This window comes from Asanoa sp. NPDC049475, assembly GCF_040676915.1.
Classification (GTDB): domain Bacteria; phylum Actinomycetota; class Actinomycetes; order Mycobacteriales; family Micromonosporaceae; genus Asanoa.
Genome location: NZ_JBFAPY010000005.1, coordinates 278,057 through 297,183 on the forward strand (window position 1 = coordinate 278,057; position 19,127 = coordinate 297,183).

A 19,127-nucleotide genomic window follows, 5' to 3' on the forward strand; every position below is an offset into this window, starting at 1 on the left:
CAGCGAGTGGACCAGGCCACCCGTTTGTACCCCCGCGGCCGGCACCCTGCCCGCGTGCACGACGGCTTACCGCCGACCGAATCCTGGCGTACGGCGTGGCTTTGGCTTGGGTCCGTGCGGTACGTCTGCAGCGAAGCCCCGCGTCATCCGGTGTCCGACATGGACCGGGGAAACGCGATCGCCGCATGGAAGACCGCTGGGCGTGGCGGCGCGTGAGTTCTCACGGCGCCGGGCTCCCGGTCGCGTTCGCTGAGGTGGGCCTCGCTTGCCTTTGCCCTCGGTCGCGAAGGCACCGACCCGGGGCAACGACAAGTGTGCATGGGGCGTCATCCGTCGATCGGGTTAGGCCGAACGTGCCGCCTTGCGACTCCGCAGGCTGAACCTCTGTTGTGGACAGCGATGCTGCCGACACTTGCGCCTAGCTTGGTCGCTTGGCAGGTGGCAACCAATCAGAGGACGGCGAATGCCCGCAACCAGACTCAGGCGTGGAAAACTCTTGTCAGCCGGCCTCGTCGGTATCTGTGTGGTCGGCGCCCTCGTCGCGACACCGGCGGCCGCCGAGCCCACGCCCGGCACCGGCACGCGTCCGGCCGCCGCGGCGGCCCGGGCGGCCGCGTCAAACGGGCTGCAGCTCAAGGTCAACGAACGCGGCCGGATCTCACGCTCAGTCGCCGCGGTGGCGAGCGACACGGCGGCAGGCGGCACGCTGACCCTGCGCAAGCCGGCGGGCGCGACCGTCCGGCGCGCGTACGCGGCGGTAGCGACAACCGGGTTCCGCGGGACGCGCCTGGTCGAACCGGTGACGGTAGACGGAGAGCCGATCGCGCTCGACAACGAGGTCGCGACCGGAATCTCATCCTTTAACTACCTCGCGGACGTGACCGGGCTTCTCAAGTCCAAATTGGATTCCGCAGCGGCCGGACCAGTCACCTTCTCCGTCGTCGAGCCACAGCCGGACGCGGTGGATGGCGAGATCTTCGTTGTCGTCTTCGACGACCCGGCGGTCACGGTCGACCTGACCGTGTCGCTGCTCTACGGAGCGTTGAGCCCGACCGGCGACGAGTACCAGGTGGAGCTGGCCACGCCGATCAACCGCGGCGACCGCAACACGCGGCTCGAGATGTCACTCGGCATCTCCTTCTCTTACCAGTCCGCCGGCACACAGCAGTTCAGCACCGTCGACGTCAACGGTCAACGGCTGACCAGCGCCGCCGGCGGCGAGGATGACGGCGCCGACCATGACGGTGCGTTGATCACCGTGGGCGGCGAGGGCGACGCGGCCGCCAATCCGGCGGATGCCCAGACGGGCCCCTCCGAGCCGCGATCCGACGACGAGCTCTACGACCTGCTGCCCTTCGTCGACGACAGCGACCGCCGCGTCACCGTGCGGACCGCGAACCCCTCGCTCGACGACAACATCCTGCTGGCCGTCTTCACCATGAACCCACCAGTCACCGGCATCACTACTGGTGCCGGGCCCGACTACGTCGCCATCGGCGATTCCACCACCACGGGGTTCTCCATCCCTACTTGCAGGGAGGACCGCGAGGAGTCCGCGTTCGGCTGCGTCGGCACGCCTCCGGCCACGCCCTACCCGGACCGGATCGCCGGCGGCTTTGACGACGCGAATCGGGTGGGCATCTGGGGCTACACGATCCGCGAGGCGGTCCGGGACGCCGACAACGGTCGTAATGCCAAGGGCCCGTGGCGGCCACAGCTCCTTGAGGCGGAAGAGGCACGTCAGCTCGTCACCGTGTCGCTGGGCGCCAACGACATCCGGTTCTCCGACGTCCCGTTCTGGCTCCGCGAGTGCCTGGCGCGCCAGTTCACCACCCTCCTACGCAGCACCTGCAACGAGGCGGCGAAGACCCGGGCCGAAGCGATGCGACCCGACGTGGTCAAGATGATGAACCGCCTGGACAAGGCGCGGAGCAACGGCGCCGAGGTCGTCATCCTCCTCTATTACAACCCGTACCACATCCGCAAGGAGGCTGGTCCGTTCAACCTGGCGTCCCGAGACTGTTCGGTCCTCTGGGCGATGGCGGAGATCATCATCGCCAACCTCAACCGGGTGCTAAGGCAGGAGGCCGAGAAGCATGAGTTCACGCTCGCGCCGCTAAGCCAGGCGTTCTCCGGCCATGGCGCCGGTGCCCGGGACAGCTATGTGTTCGGCAGCGACTGCGACGCGGCGGGGGCGGCGTCCGCGGTCAAGTTCAACCTTGGCTGGCCGCCGGTCAACACGGGCGACTCGGAGAAAGAGATCCACAAGCGGTTCGACCCGCACCCCAACGGCAAGGGCACGCAGACGCAGGCCAACCAGGTGACGACGGCGGTGAAGCCATGAGATGGAAGCTGACAATCGCGGCGGGGGTGGCCGTGCTGGCCGCGACCGGTTTCGGCGTCTACCGCGCGGCGCCCTCCAGGCCCTCGATCGACGAACCGCCCGTGTTCGTCGCCGCCGGCCATGGACGATCGACACCCCACGATCCGGGCCCATCGATCGCCAATGGCATCGCGACCTTCCGGAAACCGGTGGGTCTGGCGACTCTCACCGCGGCCTGCTCGGCCACGGCCACGGAGTCGCGCGCCGGCGCGGTCATCCTGGAACGCGGCCTGGTCGACGCCAACACCACGGTGACCATCAACGTGCCGTGCGCGCTGCAGCTCCCGCGTGGTGCGAACGTCGTGCTGAGCAATGTCCGCGTCACGTCGAAGACCCTCAACATCGGCGACGCGGGCGTCAGCGCAGGTGACAACGTCATCACCGTCAACAACTCGCGGTTCACCGGATCCGCGGATGCCGGCTTGCTGGTCGAGCTGACCGACCCGAAGGACAACCTCACCGTCAACTTGGGCACGTTCACCTACCCGCTGGGCGTCTCGGTGCAGCTACGCGGCGACCGCACCGCACCCGACCATGGCGGGTCGGTCATCCTCAACCGGCCGACCTTCGTGGCGAAGAGCCCCGACGGGGCTGGCATCGCGATCAGCACCTCGACCAGCAGGGGCAACGTAGTCGGCAACGAGCCGGTCCTGGACGCGCCACGCGTGGCGGTGACCGGCGACCGCTGCACCGTCACCATGAAACACAAGAAGATCGACTGCCGGGCGGCGACCCTCGGTGCCGACCTGAAGCGCCAGGCGGCTCAGGCCAACGCGGAACGCTGACCTCGAATCGCGCGGGCGTCCGGATGGTCTCCCTCCGGGCGCCCGGCGAGGTCCGCGGCGTATTCGTAGATCAGCCCGGTGCCGTCGACACGACACCCTCGTCGGCCCAAGGCGGCCTGCGACGACCAATGTCAGGGCAACGTCGCTCCGAAGGGCACGGTCTGAGCCGAACCTCGCTGGCGATGACCGCGCAACCGACGACGCATTCGGGATGGCCACGTCATGGTGTGTCCGCGGGTTCCGGCTAATCTTGGTCGATGTCATTGTGCTGGGATGTCTACGCGTGGGTACCGCAGCCCACGCCGCAGGATTGAGCCTCGATGGCCCCGACAAGTCCCCATTGGTACGGCAGCGGGCCGAGCGGCTGATCGATCAGCTCCGTGATGAGTTCGCGTCCCCTGCGGGCATCGCGGGAGTGGAGATGCCGCCGCCGGGCTCCCGGCTGGAGTGGCGGGACGACCAGGTGCGACTACGCGTCGGCATTCTCGCCGACAGCCCTTCGATGAATTGAGCCTGGTCACGGCGGCTGCCCGCGGCGCGGACACGAACGTCCGTGGCCCGGCCGGGAACGAGCTCGAGCGGCGGTGGGTGCAGCCGGCTCATCGCCTCGGCCCGACCCAGCCCGCCCCGGAGGCCGGTGACAGGAGAGGCCGCGCCCGGCGGACGACAAGGGTCAGGAGCATTGAGAGAACTCGATGTATCCGTGGTTAACGACCGTCCTGGCGCACGTCTTATGCGTCACGGCTTGATTGCCGAGGTTGTCCTGGCGGGAATCGGTCGTCACTCGGACGGCGCCGGTCGTGTCCGTCACATAGAGCATGTGGATCGGGGCGCCCTCGGGGGTGGGGCGGGTCTCCGCCAGGCGGGCGGGTCGTTTGGCCATGACCGCGTCGAGGAAGCAGGCGATCGCGGAGTCCGGCAGTTTCTCGAACAGCCGCAGTGCATGCCTGCCGCAGTCCGTCTCCGCCGCGACCGCCGGTGAGGTGACCGTCGGTCTCGTCCCGACCGGCGGGGGCGAGGTCGTACTCCCACCACCGACCGTCGTGACCCCGACAATCGTGGCCGTGATCGTCCCGGCGACAGCCGCGGCGACACCACCGGTGACCCGATGCCGACGCCATGCCTCGCCCCGGGCCCGGACCCGCGCCGGCGGGGCCAGCCGCAACGACGAGGTGTCGTGCTCGAGATCGGCGAGCGCTTTACGGATGCGTGTTGACATCGGTTTCCTCCCGTTCGTCGTCGGAGCCGAGCAGGGTGGCGAGCGCCGTCCGTGCCCGCGCCAGATAGACCTTCACCGTGCCGGCGGGTATGCCGGTGGCCGCGACGATCTCGGCCACCGGAAGATCGGCGAAATAGTGCAGGACCACGATCCGCCGCTGTGCGTCAGGAAGGCGCCGTAACGCCACCACGATCGCCACCCGGTCGGGCGAGGGCTCGGCCGCCGGTGGCGGTGCGCCGAGCCGGGCTCGGGCGGACAGCCACCTCCGGGCGCTGCGCCAGCGGTTGGCTGCCAACCGCCATGCCACGGTCCGTACCCATGCCTCTGGATCGTCGTAGCCGGACAGCCGCGGCCATCGTGCCCACGCCCGCGCGTACGCCTCCTGCACGGCATCCTGTGCCTCGCCGAGATCGCCGCAGACCGCGTACACCTGGTGCACCACCCGCGGGGCGGTCGTCAGGTAGAACGCGTCGAAGTCGTCGCTCCCGTCCACCGGCATCCTCATCTCGTAGCGCCGTCACAGAGATACACACCGCGGCGAGCGTCCCGGTTACACCTTCGGGTCTTCCGAGCATTAGGTCAGGTCGACGACGGCGAGGTCGCGCCGCGATGTCCATCAGGCCGGTCACGCTCGTGACCACGGCCGCCAGGGCGCCGTCGGAGCGCCGGATCATCGACTGGACCAGCCGGACGAGCTTCGGGGCCGGGTACTCGAAGCGGGTGATGACGTCGATCTCGTCGCCGAGGACCAGCTCGTGCAGGTACTTGATGGATACGTCCAGTTCCACCGGTCCGAGGCCCGCGGCCGCCAACTTCTTGATCGACAGGCCGGCGTCCGTGAGGGCGGCCCACCTCGCCCGGATCGAATAGTCGAGGTACCGCGGGCTTCGGACACTCCCGTTGGCGCCGATGTCGTCGCTGCCGACGGTGATGCGCGTTGTGTGTGTCACGCCGTCGTAGTGGGAGGACGGCCTGGGCGGGTCGACCCCGCGACGGTGCTGCGTGCTGGGCCGCTCCAGGATCGAGTGGTAGGCCGCTTGCACCTCGGCGCCGGGGTCGACGCCCAGCTCGTCGTGCAGCTTCCGGCGCAGCGAGTGGTAGCGGCCCGGTCAGCCGGACCAAGGTCTCGAAGGCCTCGTCGGGCAGCGCGGCCAGCCCGAGGCTGCGGTCCTGGTAGGGGATCGGGCCCACCGGATCGTTGTGCAGCGTCGCGGCCTCCCGGTAGGGCTGCGCGGCGATGGTGTCCAGGAGCGGGGTGCCGACGCGTCGCATCGGTTCCAGCAGGGCGCGGCCCGTAGCGGACGGGCCGAGGTAGGCGTATCGGACGTGCACGACATGCGAGCCCCGCAGCACCTCCGGGTACTCGTCGATCGGAGGAAGATTCTGGATCGCGACCGGGCCGGTACGCGTGGCAGCGACGGCTCGATCACGAACGACATGGAGATCAACAGCAAGTCGGACTTCAGGTGGGTCATCAACGCGGTGTGGGTCCGAACCGCACTCGACCAAGCGCCCGCCGCGGGCACCTGATTCGCACGAACCACGCGGGCACCTCGCTCACCACCGGACGCGTGCGCACCAACCTCGATGGCCGGCGGGCTAGGTTGGAAGTGAGCGGAACGCGAGCGAGGGGGGCGACATGGCCCCGAAACCGTACGACGTCATCGTGGTCGGCGCTCGGTGCGCGGGATCGCCGACAGCCATGCTCCTGGCACGACTGGGCTATGACGTCCTGGTCGTCGACCGGGCGACCTTTCCCTGCGACACCGTCTCCACACACATCGTCCACCCGCCGGGCGTGGACGCCCTGCGCCAGTGGGGACTCCTCGACCAGCTCGTGGCCTCCGGTTGTCCGGCCATCAACACGTACACGTTCGATCTCGGGCCGTTCACCATCTCCGGCGCGCCGGGCACCGACGCCTCGCCCGTCGCGTACGCGCCCCGCCGCACCGTTCTCGACAAGCTCCTGGTCGACGGCGCCGCGGCCGCCGGCGCCGAGGTACGCGAAGGGTTCACGGTCACCGAGATCGTCGGCGACGGGCAGCGGGTGACCGGGGTCCGCGGGCATGACCGCGACGGGCGGACGGTGACCGAGCGGGCGAGCGTGGTCGTCGGCGCGGACGGCTGGCGGTCGACGGTGGCAGAAGCCGTCGCGGCCGAGGAGTACCACACGAGGCCTCGACTCCTTGCCATGTACTACAGCTACTGGAGCGGGCTGCCGGGATCCGGCCCGTTCGAGATCTTCCTCCGGCCCGAGCGTGGCATCGCGGCGTGGCCGACCAACGACGGTCTCACCGTGGTCATCACGGGCTGGCCGTACGCCGAGTTCAACGCGAACAAGGTGGCCGTCGAGGCCAACTTTCACCGGACCCTGGCCCTGGTTCCGTCGCTCGCCGAGCGGGTCGCTGCCGGCACTCGCGAGGAACGGTTCGCCGGCATGGCCACGCCCAACACGTTCCGCCGGCCCTGGGGATCAGGTTGGGCGCTGGTCGGCGACGCCGGCTACGTCAAGGATCCCGTCACCGGGCAAGGGATCCAGGACGCGTTCCGCGACGCGACCCGATGCGTGGCGGCGCTCGATGCCGCGCTGACCGGCAACACCCCGTACGCGCGGGCCATGGCCGCGTACCAGCGGGACCGGGACGAGAAATCGCTGCCGATGTACGAGTACACGTGTGACATGGCCACGCTCGAGCCCCCACCGCCCGACATGCGGACGGTGCTGGCCGCCATCGAGGGCGACCAGGACGCCAACGACGAGTTCGCCCGCCTCAACGCCGGTGTCGAGTCACCGGCCGAGTTCTTCGCACCGGACAACGTGGCCCGGCTCGTCGGTGCCGGTCCCCGTCCGTCCTAGGTGGACTATCACGCTCGCGAGCTCCCCGCGGTCGTTCGACGTTCGAGGTGTGAGTGGCCAGGTATCCCCACGCGAGCTCGGTCGAGATCCAGGTCGACGTGCTGCGGAACCGCACCTACGTGTCGAGGTACTCGTCACGGGTGAGCACCGAGCCCCGCGAATTGATGAACAGGCAATCGGGATGCCTGAGGACCAGCAACGTCTCGACGTTCGTCGACCAGAGCAGCACTGCGTCGCCTGGCTGCGGCAAGCACTCATGGCGGGCACGGGGCGAGTCTGGACACGGGCGCGACGTCGCCCCCGCGAGATCAACACCAATGACGGCGGTCGCGGCGTGTACCGGGTAGATCCCCCCGGGGTCCGTGGGGCGGAGGACGGGGCCGTCGACCTCTTCCGACAGTTGCTGGAAATCAGTGTCCGTTGCCATGCCCTGGACGACGAGAATCGACGGCCAGGTTTCATCACCGTGACGATCGCCACCGCGGCGTCCGAGCGGGCGTCTTCAGCCCGTTTGGCCCGCGCGGCGCCTGCGGTGCTCCCGGGCCAGATGCCAGGACGCCAGCGGCACACCGACGACACCGAAGATCGTCGTCCCGAGTAGCATGTACGCGCTTCGATGGTTCGGCGCGACGCGTGAGTCCCGCACGTCAGCGGTCGGTTCCTGCGGGTCGTAGACGATCGGGACGGTGTCGCCCACCCGCGGTCGGGGATCGGACGTCACGTCACCCTGACCGATCAGCGCCTCGACGCGCCGTCCGTCCGCGGCGCCGAACTCCACGCGTACCCTCTTGTTCTTCCCGTCGCTCACCGCCACAACCCGCGCCGAGGTCTCCACTCCGCGCTCGTTCAACGCGACGTCATTGCGCCACACACCGAATGTCGCGACGGCGAAGGCAAGCACGACCACCGCCCCCAACCCGATGAACAACCCCAAGGGCGGCAGACGCCGTCGTTTCGCTGTCAGTGCCATGCCGCACAGTTCCCCCGCTGCGGCACGGTTATGCTCGTCGGGGGGGGTGGCTGATGAACATCGGGGAGATCGCCCGCCGTGCGGGAGTGTCCCGCAGCACCGTCTCCTATGTGCTCAGCGGCAAGCGCACCGTTTCCGAGGCGACCCGGCAGCGGGTCCAGGCGGTCATCGACGAGCTGGACTACCGGCCAAACGCCAGCGCCCGGGCGCTGAAGGAAGGGCGGACCCGCACCCTCGGCCTGGTGATCCCGCCGGCCAGCCAGCGGCTGACCGACATGCAGCTCGGCTTCGTCGCCAGCGTCATCGAAGCCGCCGCCCTTCACGACCTCGACGTGCTGCTGTCGCCGTCCGGTGGCGACCACGACCGCTCGTTCGAGCGGATCGTGACCGGGCGCCGGGTCGACGGCGTGGTCCTGATGGAGATCCGCCTCGCCGACGACCGGGTGACCCGGCTGGCCAAGGCGGGGCTGCCGTTCGTGACGATCGGGCGCACCGCCGAACCGCACGGCATGAGCTGGATCGACATCGACTACGCCGGTCTGATCGCCCGGTGCGTGCACCACCTGGCCGATCTCGGGCACCGGCACGTGGCTCTGGTCAACCGATCCGCCGAGTTGGTGGCCACGGGCTACGGCCCCAGCCATCGCGCGCTGGCCGGGTTCCGGGCGGCGGTGGTGGAGCGCGGCCTGACCGGCGTCGACGTCTGCTGCGGCGACGACGCCGCCTCCGGCGAGGCGTGCGTGGAGCAGTTGCTCGCCACCCACCCGGAGGTCACCGCGCTGGCCACCATCAACGAGGCCGCGCTGCCGGGAATCCAGCGCGCGCTGACCGGCGCCGGCCTGTCCGTCCCGGCCGACTTCTCCGTGACCGGGGTCGCGGCCCAGCATTGGGCAGAGGACTTCCGGCCCCCGTTGACCGCCGCGGACGTGCCGACGCGGGACATGGGCGCCGAGGCCGTGGCCCTGCTGTTGGAGAGCATCGCCTCGCCCGGCGGCGTGCCGCGGCACCACCTGCACAGCCCGCCCATCTCGCTGCGCTCCAGCACCGGCCCGGTGCCGACCCGCTAGCCGGCAGCTCGCCGCTCCTCCTGGGCGGCGGCGAGGATCAGATAGCTGCTCGCGGTCCACGTGTACGCACGGTCGCGCAGCCCGGCACCGGTTTCGGCGTCGAAGTTCTCCGCGAAGCCCGACTTCTCACACAGCGCCAGGAACCGCGCCGCGATGTCGTCCGCGATCCCCGTGTGCCCGGCCCGCCGCAAGCCGTCCTCGACCAGCACCGTCGACGGTGCCCAGATCGGTCCACGCCAGTAGCCGTCGGCGAGGTAGTGGGCCGAGTCGGTCGGCTCGGTGGCCAGCCCGTGCGTGGTCAGGTGGGTCCGCACGCCTTGCGCCAGCGCGGTGTGGACCGGGGCCGGCAGGTCGGCGCCGAGTGCGACGGGCATCAGGTCGAGCAGGCTGCGGCTGGCCCGCCGTCGCCCCGTCCGGGGCGCGCGGGAGGTGAACCGCGCGCCGTCCCAGAGGTCCCGCAGCATGGCGGAGTGGATCCGGTCGGCCTCGCCGGCCCAGGCGTCGGCGGGCTCGCCGAGCTCGGTGGCGAGGTCGGCCAGGCAGCGCAACTGCGAGACGAGGAACGCGGCGAGATCGGCCGTCTGCAGGACGCGGTCGTCGTCGAAGGTGGTCGCGTTGTCCCAGCCGCTGTCGTTGCCGTGCTGGTAGTGGGGCAGGTCCTGGCCGGGGGAGCGGCGCGCGTCGAGCCAGAACCGGGCCCACCGGGCCAGCCGGTCGTACGTCTCGGCCAACGCCGCCCGCTGCGGCTGCTCGGGCAGGCGCCGGCGCAGGTGTCGCAGGGCCCAGCCGTGGATCGGGGGTTTGACGTAGTTGTGCAGGACCTCGGAGTGGGTGATCGAGTCGGGCAGGGCGCCGGCCTCGTCCTGGTGGTCGAAGGGCAGGTGGAACTGGTGCCAGGCGAGCTCCGGCTCGCCGGCCGCCAGGGCGATCGCGTTGAAGCAGTGGTCCCAGCTCCACACCTTGTCCATCCAGTGCTTGGACATCAGCACGGCCGGCCGGGTGACGAAGCCCGCCGGGCGCACCGTCGCCGACCACAGCACGTAGGCGGCGAGCTCGGCGGCCGGGGTGTCCGCGCCGCGCCACGGCGCGACCGCGTCGACGAACGCGGTGAACTCGGTGCTCCGGTCCAGGCACAGCCGGTCGAAGGCGGCGGTCGGGTGGTACGGCCGGCGGGCGGTGGCGTACTCCTCGACGGCGATCTCCCATGGCTGCTCACCCGACAGGTCCAGGTGGCGCTCCGCGGTCCCCAGCGCCTCCACGCCCTCGGTGCCTCGGAGCGCACCGGCCAGCACCGTGACCCGGTAGCGGCGCCCGGTCTCGTACGAGGTGAACACGTGCGACTCGTCGACCGGGTCGTGGTAGAGGTAGATGCCGCTGAACGGGGTCAGGGCGGGTTCGGCCGCCGCGATCCGCAGACCGAGCCGCCGTCCCCGGATCCGCACGGTCTCGGGGCCGTCGAAGACGGCGTCGATCCGGCCGGGACCGGCGCGCCAGGTCAGCAGGGACGGCGTGGCGATGACCGTCGCGTTGGCGTCCGTGGGCGACAGCCGCAGCACGGGGTGCAGCCCGCTCTGGTGGGAGACCAGGTGCAGGTCCTCGGCGTACACCTTCTCGCCCACGACCGGGGAGATGTCGAGCCACGAGCCGCGGTAGCTGAACGGGATGTCCTGGATGGAGAACTGCGGACCGGACGGGGCGACGGTCATGGGTGGCGGTTGCCTCTCTGTGGTGCGGTTGGTCAGTCCTTGACGGCGCCGGCGGTCACGCCCATCGAGACGTAGCGCTGGGCGAGGATCAGCAGGACGGCGGCGGGGACGGAGGCGACGACAGCGGTGGCCATGATGGCGTTCCACTGCTGGTTGTTGTTGCCGATGTAGTGGTAGATGCCCAGGGTGATGGGCTGGTGGTCGCCGCCGCCGACCAGGGTCGAGGCGAAGATGAAGTCCGACCACGACCACAGGAACGCGAACAGCGACACGGTGACGACCGAGTTGCGGCTGACCGGCAGCACGACCGACCAGAAGGTACGGAGTCGGCCGGCACCGTCGACCACGGCGGCCTGGAGCAGCTCGTCCGGGATTCCGTACATGAAGGCCGTGAAGATCAGGACGGCGAACGGCACCGCGAGGGTCGAGTCGGCCAGGATCAGGCCCGGTAGCGTGTTGAGGATGCCCAGGTTGAGGTAACTGGCGTAGAAGCCCATCGCCATGATGATTCCCGGGATCATCTGGGCGATCAGCAGCACGAAGCTCAGCGCCCGTCCGCCCGGTGGCCGCAGTTTCGCCAGCGCGTATCCGGCGGGGGCGGCCAGCGCCACGGTCAGCGCCACCGTCCCGAGACCGACCACGAAGCTGGTGCCCAGGTACGGCAGTTGCTGGTCGATCACCGCCCGGTAGCCGTCGAACGTGCCGTCGGTCGGGAACAGGTGCGGCGGGGTGGCCCGCAGGTCCCGGTCCCGGGTGAACGAGACGTTGACCATCCAGTAGACGGGGAAGAGCATCAGCCCGGTCAGCACCAGCCCGACGCCGGTCTTCCACCAGGTGCGCGGCCTCGACGTGGTCATCGCAGGTGCTGCCTTCGCTCGAGCCGGATGTAGAGGAGCCCGGCGACCAGGGCCATCACGATGAGCAGGTTGCCGATCGCCGCGCCCGGTCCGAACTCGGGCAGCAGGCTGCCGAAGCCGAGCCGGTACGACCAGATGGCGAGCGTCGCCGAGGAGCCGGTCGGCCCGCCCTTGGTCATGATCCAGATGATGTCGAAGACCTTCAGCGTGTAGATCAGTCCCAGCAGCAGCGTGATCGCCGAGACCGGCCGCAGCAACGGCAGGGTGATCGACCAGAACCGCTGCCAGCCCGTCGCGCCGTCGAGCGCGGAGGCCTCGTACACCTCGGACGGGATCGCCTGCAGGCCGCTGTAGAGCACCACCAGGTTGAAGGGGATGCCGATCCAGATGTTCGCGATGGTCACCGAGGCCAGCGACCAGCCCGGTGAGGTGAGCCAGTGGACCGGTTCGATCCCGACCACGCCCAGTGCCGCGTTGACCAGGCCCGAGTCGCTGTTGAGCAGCCATGACCAGGTCGACGCCGAGACGATCAGCGGCAGCAGCCACGGCACGAGGATCAACGCCCGCAGCGAGCGCGAGAGCGGGAAGTGCTGGTGGAAGAACAGCGCCAGCGCCAGGCCGAAGGTGAACTGGAAGGCGAGCGAGACGCCGGTGAAGACCAGGGTGTGCGCCAGCGTCGGCCAGAACGTCGGATCGGACAGGACGGTGCGGTAGTTGTCCAGGCCGGCGAAGGGCGCACCACCCTGCACGAACGAGCGCACGGTGTACTCGCGCAAGCTCAACTCGACGTTGCGGTAGAGCGGGTAGGCGTAGAAGGCCACCAGGTAGCCGGTCACGGGCGCCAGGAACGCCCATGCCGGCCACCGGCGGGTACGTGTCGGGGGAGTCATCGGGTCGGTCGGCGCTATCCGTTCGAGGCGGTGGTCTGCGCGGCGGCGAGCGCCTCCTGCGGGGTCTTCGTGCCGCTCAGGGCCGCCTGCACAGCCGTCCACAGGGGCTCGGAGATCTTCGGGTACTTCGTGCCGAGGTTGTCGCCGGTGCGGCCTCTGGCCACCTTGACGGCCTCCACCCAGACCTTGAGCTTGGGGTCGGCGGCCACCTGCCGTTCCTGCACCGCGGCCACGGGTGCGACGTACGAGAGCGTGGCGTCGGTCGTGAGCAGGTTCTCGGCGCTGGTCAGGCAGGTGACCAGCTTTTGCGAGGTGGCGTACCGGCCGGTGTCGGTCTGCACCGGGATCGAGACGAACTCGCCCCCGGTCGGCGCCGGCGCCGGGCCGCCCGTGCTCGCCGGGATCGCGATGGTGCCGTACCCGAACCCGAGCTTCTCGGCGTTGCCCAGTTGCCAGGTGCCGTTCTCGGCGAAGGCATACTCGCCCGTGGCGAACTCCTGCCAGCTCGTGGTCTGGGTGTTGTTGATGACGGAGTTCGGTGCGTGCCCCTGCTTGAGCCAGTCGGTCCAGAGCGTCAGCGCGGACACCGCCTGCGCGGAGTCCAAGCTGGTCAGTTGTGCGCCGGAGCCCCAGAACCAGGGCAGGAACTGGAAGCTGCCCTCCTCGGTGCCGATCGCGGAGAAGGTGATGCCCTTCTTCCCGGCCGCCTTGACCTTGGTCAGCGCCGCGGTCAGCGACGTCCAGTCCTTGACCGAGGCGGGATCGACGCCGGCGGCGCTCAGCAGGTCCTTGTTGTAGTAGAGGGCGAGGGTGTTGGCCCCGATCGGCACCCCGTAGGTCTTGCCACCGCTCTGGCCGGCGCCGAGCAGGTTGGCCTCCATGCTCGAGACGTCCAGCTTGTTCTCCTCGGTGGTGGTCAGGGCGCCGGCCTCGGCCAACGTCGAGATAACCGGGTTGTCGACGACGAGCACGTCCGGCGAGTTGCCCTGCTGGGCGGCGAGCAGGGCCTTGTTGGTCAGGTCGGTGGTGTCGTAGCCGGTCCGCTCGACGGTCACTCCCGCGGAGGTGCCGCACTTCTTCAGCAGGGCGACCCAGTCGGAGTCGTCGGCGAACTGTGGGTAGGGGTCCCAGACGAGGTAGGCGCCCCCTCCGCCGTCGCCGCCGGGGTCGTCGCCGGACGACGAGCAGGCGGCCGTAGTCACGGCGCAGAGGGCTATCACGGCGACGGCGGCCAGGCGCCGCGGTCGGCTGAGCCTTGTCATGTGCTGCCTCATTTCCCGTAGCGAACCGATTCGACGAATCGGTTCGCCCGAAGATAGGTCTGTCCATACTCGGCGGTCAAGAGATGATCAGCCTGACTGCAGAATGGTCAACCGCAGCCGCGTTGCCGGCGGCGAGACATTCATTGACATCCTTCAGTCCCGGTCATACGATCCGAGCGAATCGATTCGCAGTGCACCCCGGAGCGCGTCGTCCCCACGCCCAGCAAGGAGCCGCCCGTGCAAACCCCGTCCCGCGCCAGGCCAGGACCGGTCCGAGCGATCGCCGCCCGACTCGTGGTCGGCCTGCTCGCTGCCGCCGCCACCGTCACCGTGGCCGCGTCTCCGGCCCAGGCCGCAGACGAGTCGATCAGCGTCAACTTCGCCACGACCACCGGCACGCCGACCTATCGCGCGTCCGGCTGGATCTACGGCATGACCGAGAACGCCAGCGGTCCGGCCGACCACTTCTACCGGGACGTGAAGTTCCAGGCCATGCGGGCCGGCGGCGCGCAGCTCGCCGGGAGCGGGTGGGTCGGTGGCACGTACGACCGCCGGTGGAATTCCACCCTCGCCCAGGCCCGCCGGACCGCGGCCCTCGGCGGCACGTTCATCATCCTGCCGCACGACCTGTGGGGCGCGGACGGCGCCGGAATCTCCCGCTTCCCGGGCGACAACGGCAACTGGACCGACTACGACAACTTCCTGACCCGCCTCGTCAACGACGTCCGGACGGCGGGGCTCACCGTGCAGTGGGACATCTGGAACGAACCCAACATCACCATCTTCTGGAACCGACCGATCTCGCAGTACCTGGAGCTGTGGCGCCGCACGTACCAGCGCCTCCGCGCGGAGTTCCCGAACCAGCTCATCGTCGGGCCGAGCTGCGCCTGCGTGCCGTCCACCAGCCACACCTTCTGGAACCAGTACCTCGACTTCGTGCGCTCGACCAACACGGTGCCGGACATCGTCAGCTGGCACTCGCTGCCGGGCGACCCGGTCGCCAACGTCGCCGCCGCCAACGCCACGCTCGACCCGCGCGGCATCGCCCACCCCCGCCCGTACCAGATCAACGAGTACGGAGCGCCCGACGAGCAGAACCCCGCCGACGGCGCCTGGTACATCGCGCGACTGGAACGCGCCCGGGCGGACGGCCTGCGGGCGAACTGGGCCGGCGGCGGCAACCTGCACAACGACATCGCCAACCTCCTGGTCCGCAACTCCGCCGGGCAGCACCAGCCCAAGGGCGAGTGGTGGGCCTACCGCTACTACGGGTCCCAGAGCGGGCAGGTGGTCGCGGTGACCGCCAGCCAGTCCTACGACGCGTACGCCACGAAGGCCACCGGCGAGGCGAAGGTGCTGGTCGGCGGCGGCCGCACCACCGGCAACCTGACCGTCAACCTGCAGCGGCTGGACACCACCAGCGGCATCGTGCAGAACAACCAGGTGCGCGTCCGCACGCAACGCGTCCCGAACAACGGCGGCGGCGCGGTGCAGGGCCCGATCACCGTCTCGAACAGCGTGGTCAACGTGTCCAACAACAACGTCACCGTGACCCTGCCGTACACGAACCAGACCGACACCTACACCGTCACCCTGCTGCCACCCTCAGACGGCTCCTTCCAGTCGGTGGCCGTGGCCCAGCACTCCCAGCAGTGCCTGGACAACACCGGCATGAGCTCCGCGGACGGCAACGCCCAACAGCAGTTCTACTGCGAGGGCGGCGACCAGCAGCTCTGGAACTTCCGCCCCGTCCCGGGCGTGGCCGACACGTACACGGTGGTCAACCAGCACAGCGGCAAGTGCCTCGACGTCAGCGGCGTCTCGACCGCCAACGGCGCGGCCGTGATCCAGTGGACCTGCTCGAACGGCCTCAACCAGCAGTTCACCCTCCGCCGCGTCAGCTACTCGGGCAACGACGCGCACGACTACCAGCTCGTCGCCCGGCACAGCGGCAAGTGCGTCGACGTCAACGCGGTCTCCACGGCGGCGCGGGCGATGGTCCACCAATGGACCTGCAACCCGACCGGCCAGGCCAGCCCGCTGAACCAGACGTGGCGGATCTGGGGTCGCTAGTTCACCCACACTCATCCCCGAGGAGCTACTCGTGCGACTGCGAAGCCGTCCCCTTCGACGTCTCCCCGCTCTGGCCGCTGCGCTGATCGGCCTGTTCATCGGAGTCGGCGTCACCACCGTCGGCGCCGCGCCCGTGTCCGCCGCCGCGATCGAGCCGGGGCAGAGCACCCGGATCGCCGGCGTCCAGTCCGGCCGCTGCCTGGACGTGGCCAACGCCAGCACCGCCAACGGCGCCGCGATCCAGCTGTGGGACTGCCAGGGCGGGGCCAACCAGACCTGGACCTGGACGTCGACCAGACAGCTCATGGTGTACGGCAACAAGTGCCTCGACGCCTCCGGCCAGGGCACCGCCAACGGCACGGCGGCGATCATCTGGACCTGCAACGGCCAGGCCAACCAGCAGTGGAACGTGAACAGCAACGGCACGATCACCGGCGTGCAGTCCGGGTTGTGCCTCGACGCCAACGCCAACGGCACCGCCAACGGCACGAAGGTCCACCTGTGGGCGTGCCACGGCGGCACCAACCAGCAATGGACGTCACCGGGCACGCCGCAGCAGCCGACCGGCGCGCGCCCGTGCGACATCTACGCCTCCGGCGGCACGCCGTGCGTCGCGGCGCACAGCACGACGCGGGCGCTCTACGGCACGTACGCGGGCAACCTCTACCAGGTCCGGCGTTCGTCGGACAACACCACCCGCGACATCGCCGTGTCCAGCGCCGGCGGCACCGCGAACGCGGCGACCCAGGACGCGTTCTGTGCCAACACGACGTGCGTGGTCACGGTCGTCTTCGACCAGTCCGGTCGCGGCAACGACCTCTGGTACCAGGGGTCGAGCGTCGTCCCGGGCTCGCCGCAGAGCAGGCCGGCGGTCGCGACGTCGGAGTCCCTCACGGTGGGCGGCGCCAAGGCCTACTCGTTGTACATCAACCCCGGCAACAGCTACTGGCGTGACGGCCACCTGACCGGCGTGCCGACCGGCGCCGCGCCCGAGGGCATGTACATGGTGACCAGCGGCACCCACGTCAACGGCGGTTGCTGCTTCGACTACGGCAACAGCGAGACGACCCGGAAGGCCGATGCCGCCGGCGCGATGGACGCCATCAACTTCAGCACCCAGTGCTGGTTCGGTGGCTGCTCCGGCAGCGGACCATGGGTGCAGGCCGACCTCGAGTGGGGCCTGTTCTCGGGCGGCAGCCAGAGCTGGAACTCCAACCAGCGCGCCTTCACCAGCAAGTTCGTCACCGCGACGCTGAAGAACAACGGCACGAGCCGCTTCGCCATCAAGGGCAGCAACGCCCAGTCCGGCAGCCTCTACACGCTCTGGGACGGTTCGCTCCCGTCGGGCTACAGCCCGATGCGGAAACAGGGCGCGATCATCCTGGGCAGCGGCGGTGACTGCTGCAAGCCCGACGGCGGCGCCAACCTCAGTGCCGGCACCTTCTACGAAGGAGCGATGGTCGCCGGCTACCCGTCCGACGCGACGGAGAACGCGGTGCAGGCCAACGTGGTGAGCGCCGGCTACCGCTGACGCCGCGACCGCACGGAGCCGCCTCGGCCACGGCGATCCCCGCCGTGGCCGAGGCGGCCGCCAGACCGCCCGCGCCGGGTCAGCGCATCGCCGACCGTAGGTGCGCCGCCCAGCCGGCCTCGAAGTCCGTGAACGACACCCCGAGCACGTCCCGCGTCGCCGTGCCGACCGACGCGCCCCGGTAGTGCGCGGCCACGAACTGGTAGACCTTCTTCTGCCCGTACCGGTCGGCGAGGTAGCTCATCGCCGAGTGACCGAGCCAGTAGTGGTAGCTCTGCCGCCCCTCCATCTTCCAGGAGACGTTGTTGGGCAGGTCCTCCTGGTAGTTGTAGGAGCGCAGGATCTGTCTGCCCTCGGCGGTGCGATCGCTGGTCGTGAAGGGCTTGCGGCCATGCGCGAGGTACTCGGCGAATCCCTCGACGACCCACTTGTCGGGGCCGTCGAACGCCGTCGCGGCCGGGCCACGCTTGATCAACACGGCGACGATGGCGTGGGCCAACTCGTGTCGGAAGATCTCCAGCTTCCGCTCCTCGCCCTGCCCGAAGTGGTACCTGTCGGCCACGTCGATGACCACGCGGCTGGTGGCGACCTCCTGCTCGGCCGTGCCGTCGATCGCCCCGACCGGCGGCACGGGGATCGCCACTCCGGACTCGATGGGCGTTTCCTTCGTCGTCCGATACAGCGAGCCGAGGTCCTTCTTCCCCTTCACCAGCGAGATCACGAAGCCCTGCGGGACCTTCGCGTCGACTCCGCCGGAGCGCCACGCGGCCAGGTTCTCCGTCGCCGCGCGCTCAGCCAGACGTGCGTACCGACGGGCTTCGGCCTTCAGCGACTCGTCCACGATGACCACCGTGTGCGGGGTCTTCTCGACGTGGATGGGGCGGCCCCGGTCCCACGGAGCCGGGTAGTAGGTGGTCTTGTCACGCTTCTCGATGGCCAGGGCGCCCTTGACGGCGGTGACCTTCAGGGCGGCGCCCGGGCTGGCCTTGGTCATCGTCCACTCGTACAACTCCTCGACCGGCGTCGGGTCAGCACGATCGAACCGGTGCACGAACGACACCTGCACGTCGAACGTGCCCTCGGTCGACACGGTCGCGCCGAACTCCTCGTACCGGGCCTCGGCCAGGGGCAGCTTGTTGAGGCTGTGGAAGAGGGTCGTCTGCCGCGCGACCAGGTCCTCGTCGGCCGGGTCGAACGGCGCCAGGAACGCCTGGAGGTCCCGCTTCGCCAAGGCCCCGGTGTGCTCGGCCAGCAGGGCCGCGATCTCGTCCGGCGGGGCGTCATCGGCGGAAGGGCGGCCGAGGAGGGTCACCAGGGCGATCACCGAGCCGGCGAGCAGAAGGACCAGAACTACCCCGACGGCGGTCAACCCGATCCATAGGCCGCGCCGGGACCGGGGCGGCGGTGGCGGCGCCGGAGCGGATGCGTTGGCCCAAGGTTGGGCGGGTGGGCTCGGGACGGAGGGGTGGCCCTCGGCCATGACAGATCCTCGCTGGTGTTGACATCGGACCGGACGACAGTCCACAA

The 19,127-nt window shown here is 69.8% G+C and carries 17 protein-coding genes and 1 pseudogene; 8 read left to right on the forward strand and 10 right to left on the reverse strand.

Features of this window, described 5'->3' with window-relative positions; genetic code table 11:
• Nucleotides 1-496: 496 nt before the first annotated feature.
• The 3 genes from AB0J88_RS21315 (at nt 497) to AB0J88_RS21325 (ending at nt 3,679) form a co-directional block, all read left to right on the forward strand.
• On the forward strand, nt 497-2,344 hold the full coding sequence (locus AB0J88_RS21315) for a GDSL-type esterase/lipase family protein (protein ID WP_364353753.1): 1,848 nt from the start codon (nt 497-499) through the stop codon (nt 2,342-2,344).
• Complete coding sequence (locus AB0J88_RS21320) at nt 2,341-3,168, forward strand: hypothetical protein (RefSeq protein WP_364353756.1); 828 nt, start codon at nt 2,341-2,343, stop codon at nt 3,166-3,168. The genes AB0J88_RS21315 and AB0J88_RS21320 overlap by 4 nt, the downstream gene beginning before the upstream one ends.
• A 283-nt stretch (nt 3,169-3,451) precedes the next feature.
• Nucleotides 3,452-3,679, forward strand: coding sequence for a hypothetical protein (locus tag AB0J88_RS21325; RefSeq protein WP_364353759.1), 228 nt, complete (start codon nt 3,452-3,454; stop codon nt 3,677-3,679).
• Between the two features lie 162 nt (nt 3,680-3,841).
• On the opposite strand, the gene AB0J88_RS21330 is transcribed toward AB0J88_RS21325, so the two are convergent.
• From AB0J88_RS21330 to AB0J88_RS21340, 3 genes and pseudogenes are all read right to left on the reverse strand, one after another.
• Nucleotides 3,842-4,387: a hypothetical protein gene (locus AB0J88_RS21330; protein ID WP_364353762.1), complete on the reverse strand. Its 546-nt coding sequence runs from the start codon at nt 4,385-4,387 to the stop codon at nt 3,842-3,844.
• Nucleotides 4,368-4,880: a SigE family RNA polymerase sigma factor gene (locus tag AB0J88_RS21335; protein ID WP_364353926.1), complete on the reverse strand. Its 513-nt coding sequence runs from the start codon at nt 4,878-4,880 to the stop codon at nt 4,368-4,370. The genes AB0J88_RS21330 and AB0J88_RS21335 overlap by 20 nt, the downstream gene beginning before the upstream one ends.
• Nucleotides 4,881-4,995: 115 nt before the next feature.
• A pseudogene (locus AB0J88_RS21340) lies at nt 4,996-5,430 on the reverse strand (acyl-CoA thioesterase); the annotation flags it as partial.
• 292 nt (nt 5,431-5,722) lie between these two features.
• Here AB0J88_RS21340 and AB0J88_RS21345 point away from each other — a divergent pair.
• Entirely contained in the window at nt 5,723-5,917 is a 195-nt protein-coding gene (locus tag AB0J88_RS21345; RefSeq protein WP_364353765.1) for a hypothetical protein, read from the forward strand.
• A gap of 109 nt (nt 5,918-6,026) precedes the next feature.
• Nucleotides 6,027-7,244 (forward strand): NAD(P)/FAD-dependent oxidoreductase, encoded by a 1,218-nt coding sequence (locus tag AB0J88_RS21350; RefSeq protein ID WP_364353768.1) that lies wholly within the window; start codon nt 6,027-6,029, stop codon nt 7,242-7,244.
• Between the two features lie 115 nt (nt 7,245-7,359).
• Here AB0J88_RS21350 and AB0J88_RS21355 read toward each other — a convergent pair whose 3' ends face one another.
• Nucleotides 7,360-7,671: a hypothetical protein gene (locus tag AB0J88_RS21355; RefSeq protein ID WP_364353771.1), complete on the reverse strand. Its 312-nt coding sequence runs from the start codon at nt 7,669-7,671 to the stop codon at nt 7,360-7,362.
• A 75-nt stretch (nt 7,672-7,746) separates the two neighbouring features.
• Nucleotides 7,747-8,214, reverse strand: a complete 468-nt coding sequence (locus AB0J88_RS21360) for a DUF3592 domain-containing protein (RefSeq protein ID WP_364353774.1) — start codon at nt 8,212-8,214, stop codon at nt 7,747-7,749.
• 53 nt (nt 8,215-8,267) lie between these two features.
• Here AB0J88_RS21360 and AB0J88_RS21365 point away from each other — a divergent pair, with 53 nt between their 5' ends.
• A complete protein-coding gene (locus AB0J88_RS21365) occupies nt 8,268-9,281 on the forward strand; it encodes a LacI family DNA-binding transcriptional regulator (protein WP_364353777.1) in 1,014 nt (337 codons plus the stop codon).
• On the opposite strand, the gene AB0J88_RS21370 is transcribed toward AB0J88_RS21365, so the two are convergent.
• Genes AB0J88_RS21370 through AB0J88_RS21385 form a run of 4 tightly spaced genes read right to left on the reverse strand, consistent with a single transcriptional unit; the run spans nt 9,278 to nt 13,996 of the window.
• Nucleotides 9,278-10,987: a trehalase family glycosidase gene (locus AB0J88_RS21370; RefSeq protein ID WP_364353780.1), complete on the reverse strand. Its 1,710-nt coding sequence runs from the start codon at nt 10,985-10,987 to the stop codon at nt 9,278-9,280. The genes AB0J88_RS21365 and AB0J88_RS21370 overlap by 4 nt on opposite strands.
• Before the next feature lie 32 nt (nt 10,988-11,019).
• Nucleotides 11,020-11,844: a carbohydrate ABC transporter permease gene (locus tag AB0J88_RS21375; RefSeq protein ID WP_364353783.1), complete on the reverse strand. Its 825-nt coding sequence runs from the start codon at nt 11,842-11,844 to the stop codon at nt 11,020-11,022.
• Nucleotides 11,841-12,734, reverse strand: a complete 894-nt coding sequence (locus AB0J88_RS21380) for a sugar ABC transporter permease (protein ID WP_364353786.1) — start codon at nt 12,732-12,734, stop codon at nt 11,841-11,843. The genes AB0J88_RS21375 and AB0J88_RS21380 overlap by 4 nt, the downstream gene beginning before the upstream one ends.
• A 14-nt stretch (nt 12,735-12,748) precedes the next feature.
• The gene (locus AB0J88_RS21385) at nt 12,749-13,996 is read right to left on the reverse strand and encodes an extracellular solute-binding protein (protein WP_364353789.1); all 1,248 of its coding nucleotides are present in this window, start codon (nt 13,994-13,996) and stop codon (nt 12,749-12,751) included.
• Nucleotides 13,997-14,233: 237 nt separating this feature from the next.
• Here AB0J88_RS21385 and AB0J88_RS21390 point away from each other — a divergent pair, with 237 nt between their 5' ends.
• On the forward strand, nt 14,234-16,069 hold the full coding sequence (locus tag AB0J88_RS21390) for an RICIN domain-containing protein (RefSeq protein WP_364353792.1): 1,836 nt from the start codon (nt 14,234-14,236) through the stop codon (nt 16,067-16,069).
• Between the two features lie 31 nt (nt 16,070-16,100).
• A complete protein-coding gene (locus AB0J88_RS21395) occupies nt 16,101-17,600 on the forward strand; it encodes an arabinofuranosidase catalytic domain-containing protein (protein ID WP_364353795.1) in 1,500 nt (499 codons plus the stop codon).
• Nucleotides 17,601-17,679: 79 nt separating this feature from the next.
• On the opposite strand, the gene AB0J88_RS21400 is transcribed toward AB0J88_RS21395, so the two are convergent.
• Nucleotides 17,680-18,969, reverse strand: coding sequence for a hypothetical protein (locus AB0J88_RS21400; RefSeq protein ID WP_364353798.1), 1,290 nt, complete (start codon nt 18,967-18,969; stop codon nt 17,680-17,682).
• Nucleotides 18,970-19,127: the final 158 nt, after the last annotated feature.

Bases quoted from the DNA above. Each gene is read 5' to 3' on its own strand.
- AB0J88_RS21320 (WP_364353756.1), top strand. From the start codon at position 2,341: ATGAGATGGAAGCTGACAATCGCGGCGGGGGTGGCCGTGCTGGCCGCG.
- AB0J88_RS21330 (WP_364353762.1), bottom strand. From the start codon at position 4,387: ATGTCAACACGCATCCGTAAAGCGCTCGCCGATCTCGAGCACGACACC.
- AB0J88_RS21345 (WP_364353765.1), top strand. From the start codon at position 5,723: ATGCGAGCCCCGCAGCACCTCCGGGTACTCGTCGATCGGAGGAAGATT.
- AB0J88_RS21350 (WP_364353768.1), top strand. From the start codon at position 6,027: ATGGCCCCGAAACCGTACGACGTCATCGTGGTCGGCGCTCGGTGCGCG.
- AB0J88_RS21355 (WP_364353771.1), bottom strand. From the start codon at position 7,671: ATGGCAACGGACACTGATTTCCAGCAACTGTCGGAAGAGGTCGACGGC.
- AB0J88_RS21360 (WP_364353774.1), bottom strand. From the start codon at position 8,214: ATGGCACTGACAGCGAAACGACGGCGTCTGCCGCCCTTGGGGTTGTTC.
- AB0J88_RS21365 (WP_364353777.1), top strand. From the start codon at position 8,268: ATGAACATCGGGGAGATCGCCCGCCGTGCGGGAGTGTCCCGCAGCACC.
- AB0J88_RS21370 (WP_364353780.1), bottom strand. From the start codon at position 10,987: ATGACCGTCGCCCCGTCCGGTCCGCAGTTCTCCATCCAGGACATCCCG.
- AB0J88_RS21375 (WP_364353783.1), bottom strand. From the start codon at position 11,844: ATGACCACGTCGAGGCCGCGCACCTGGTGGAAGACCGGCGTCGGGCTG.
- AB0J88_RS21380 (WP_364353786.1), bottom strand. From the start codon at position 12,734: ATGACTCCCCCGACACGTACCCGCCGGTGGCCGGCATGGGCGTTCCTG.
- AB0J88_RS21385 (WP_364353789.1), bottom strand. From the start codon at position 13,996: ATGACAAGGCTCAGCCGACCGCGGCGCCTGGCCGCCGTCGCCGTGATA.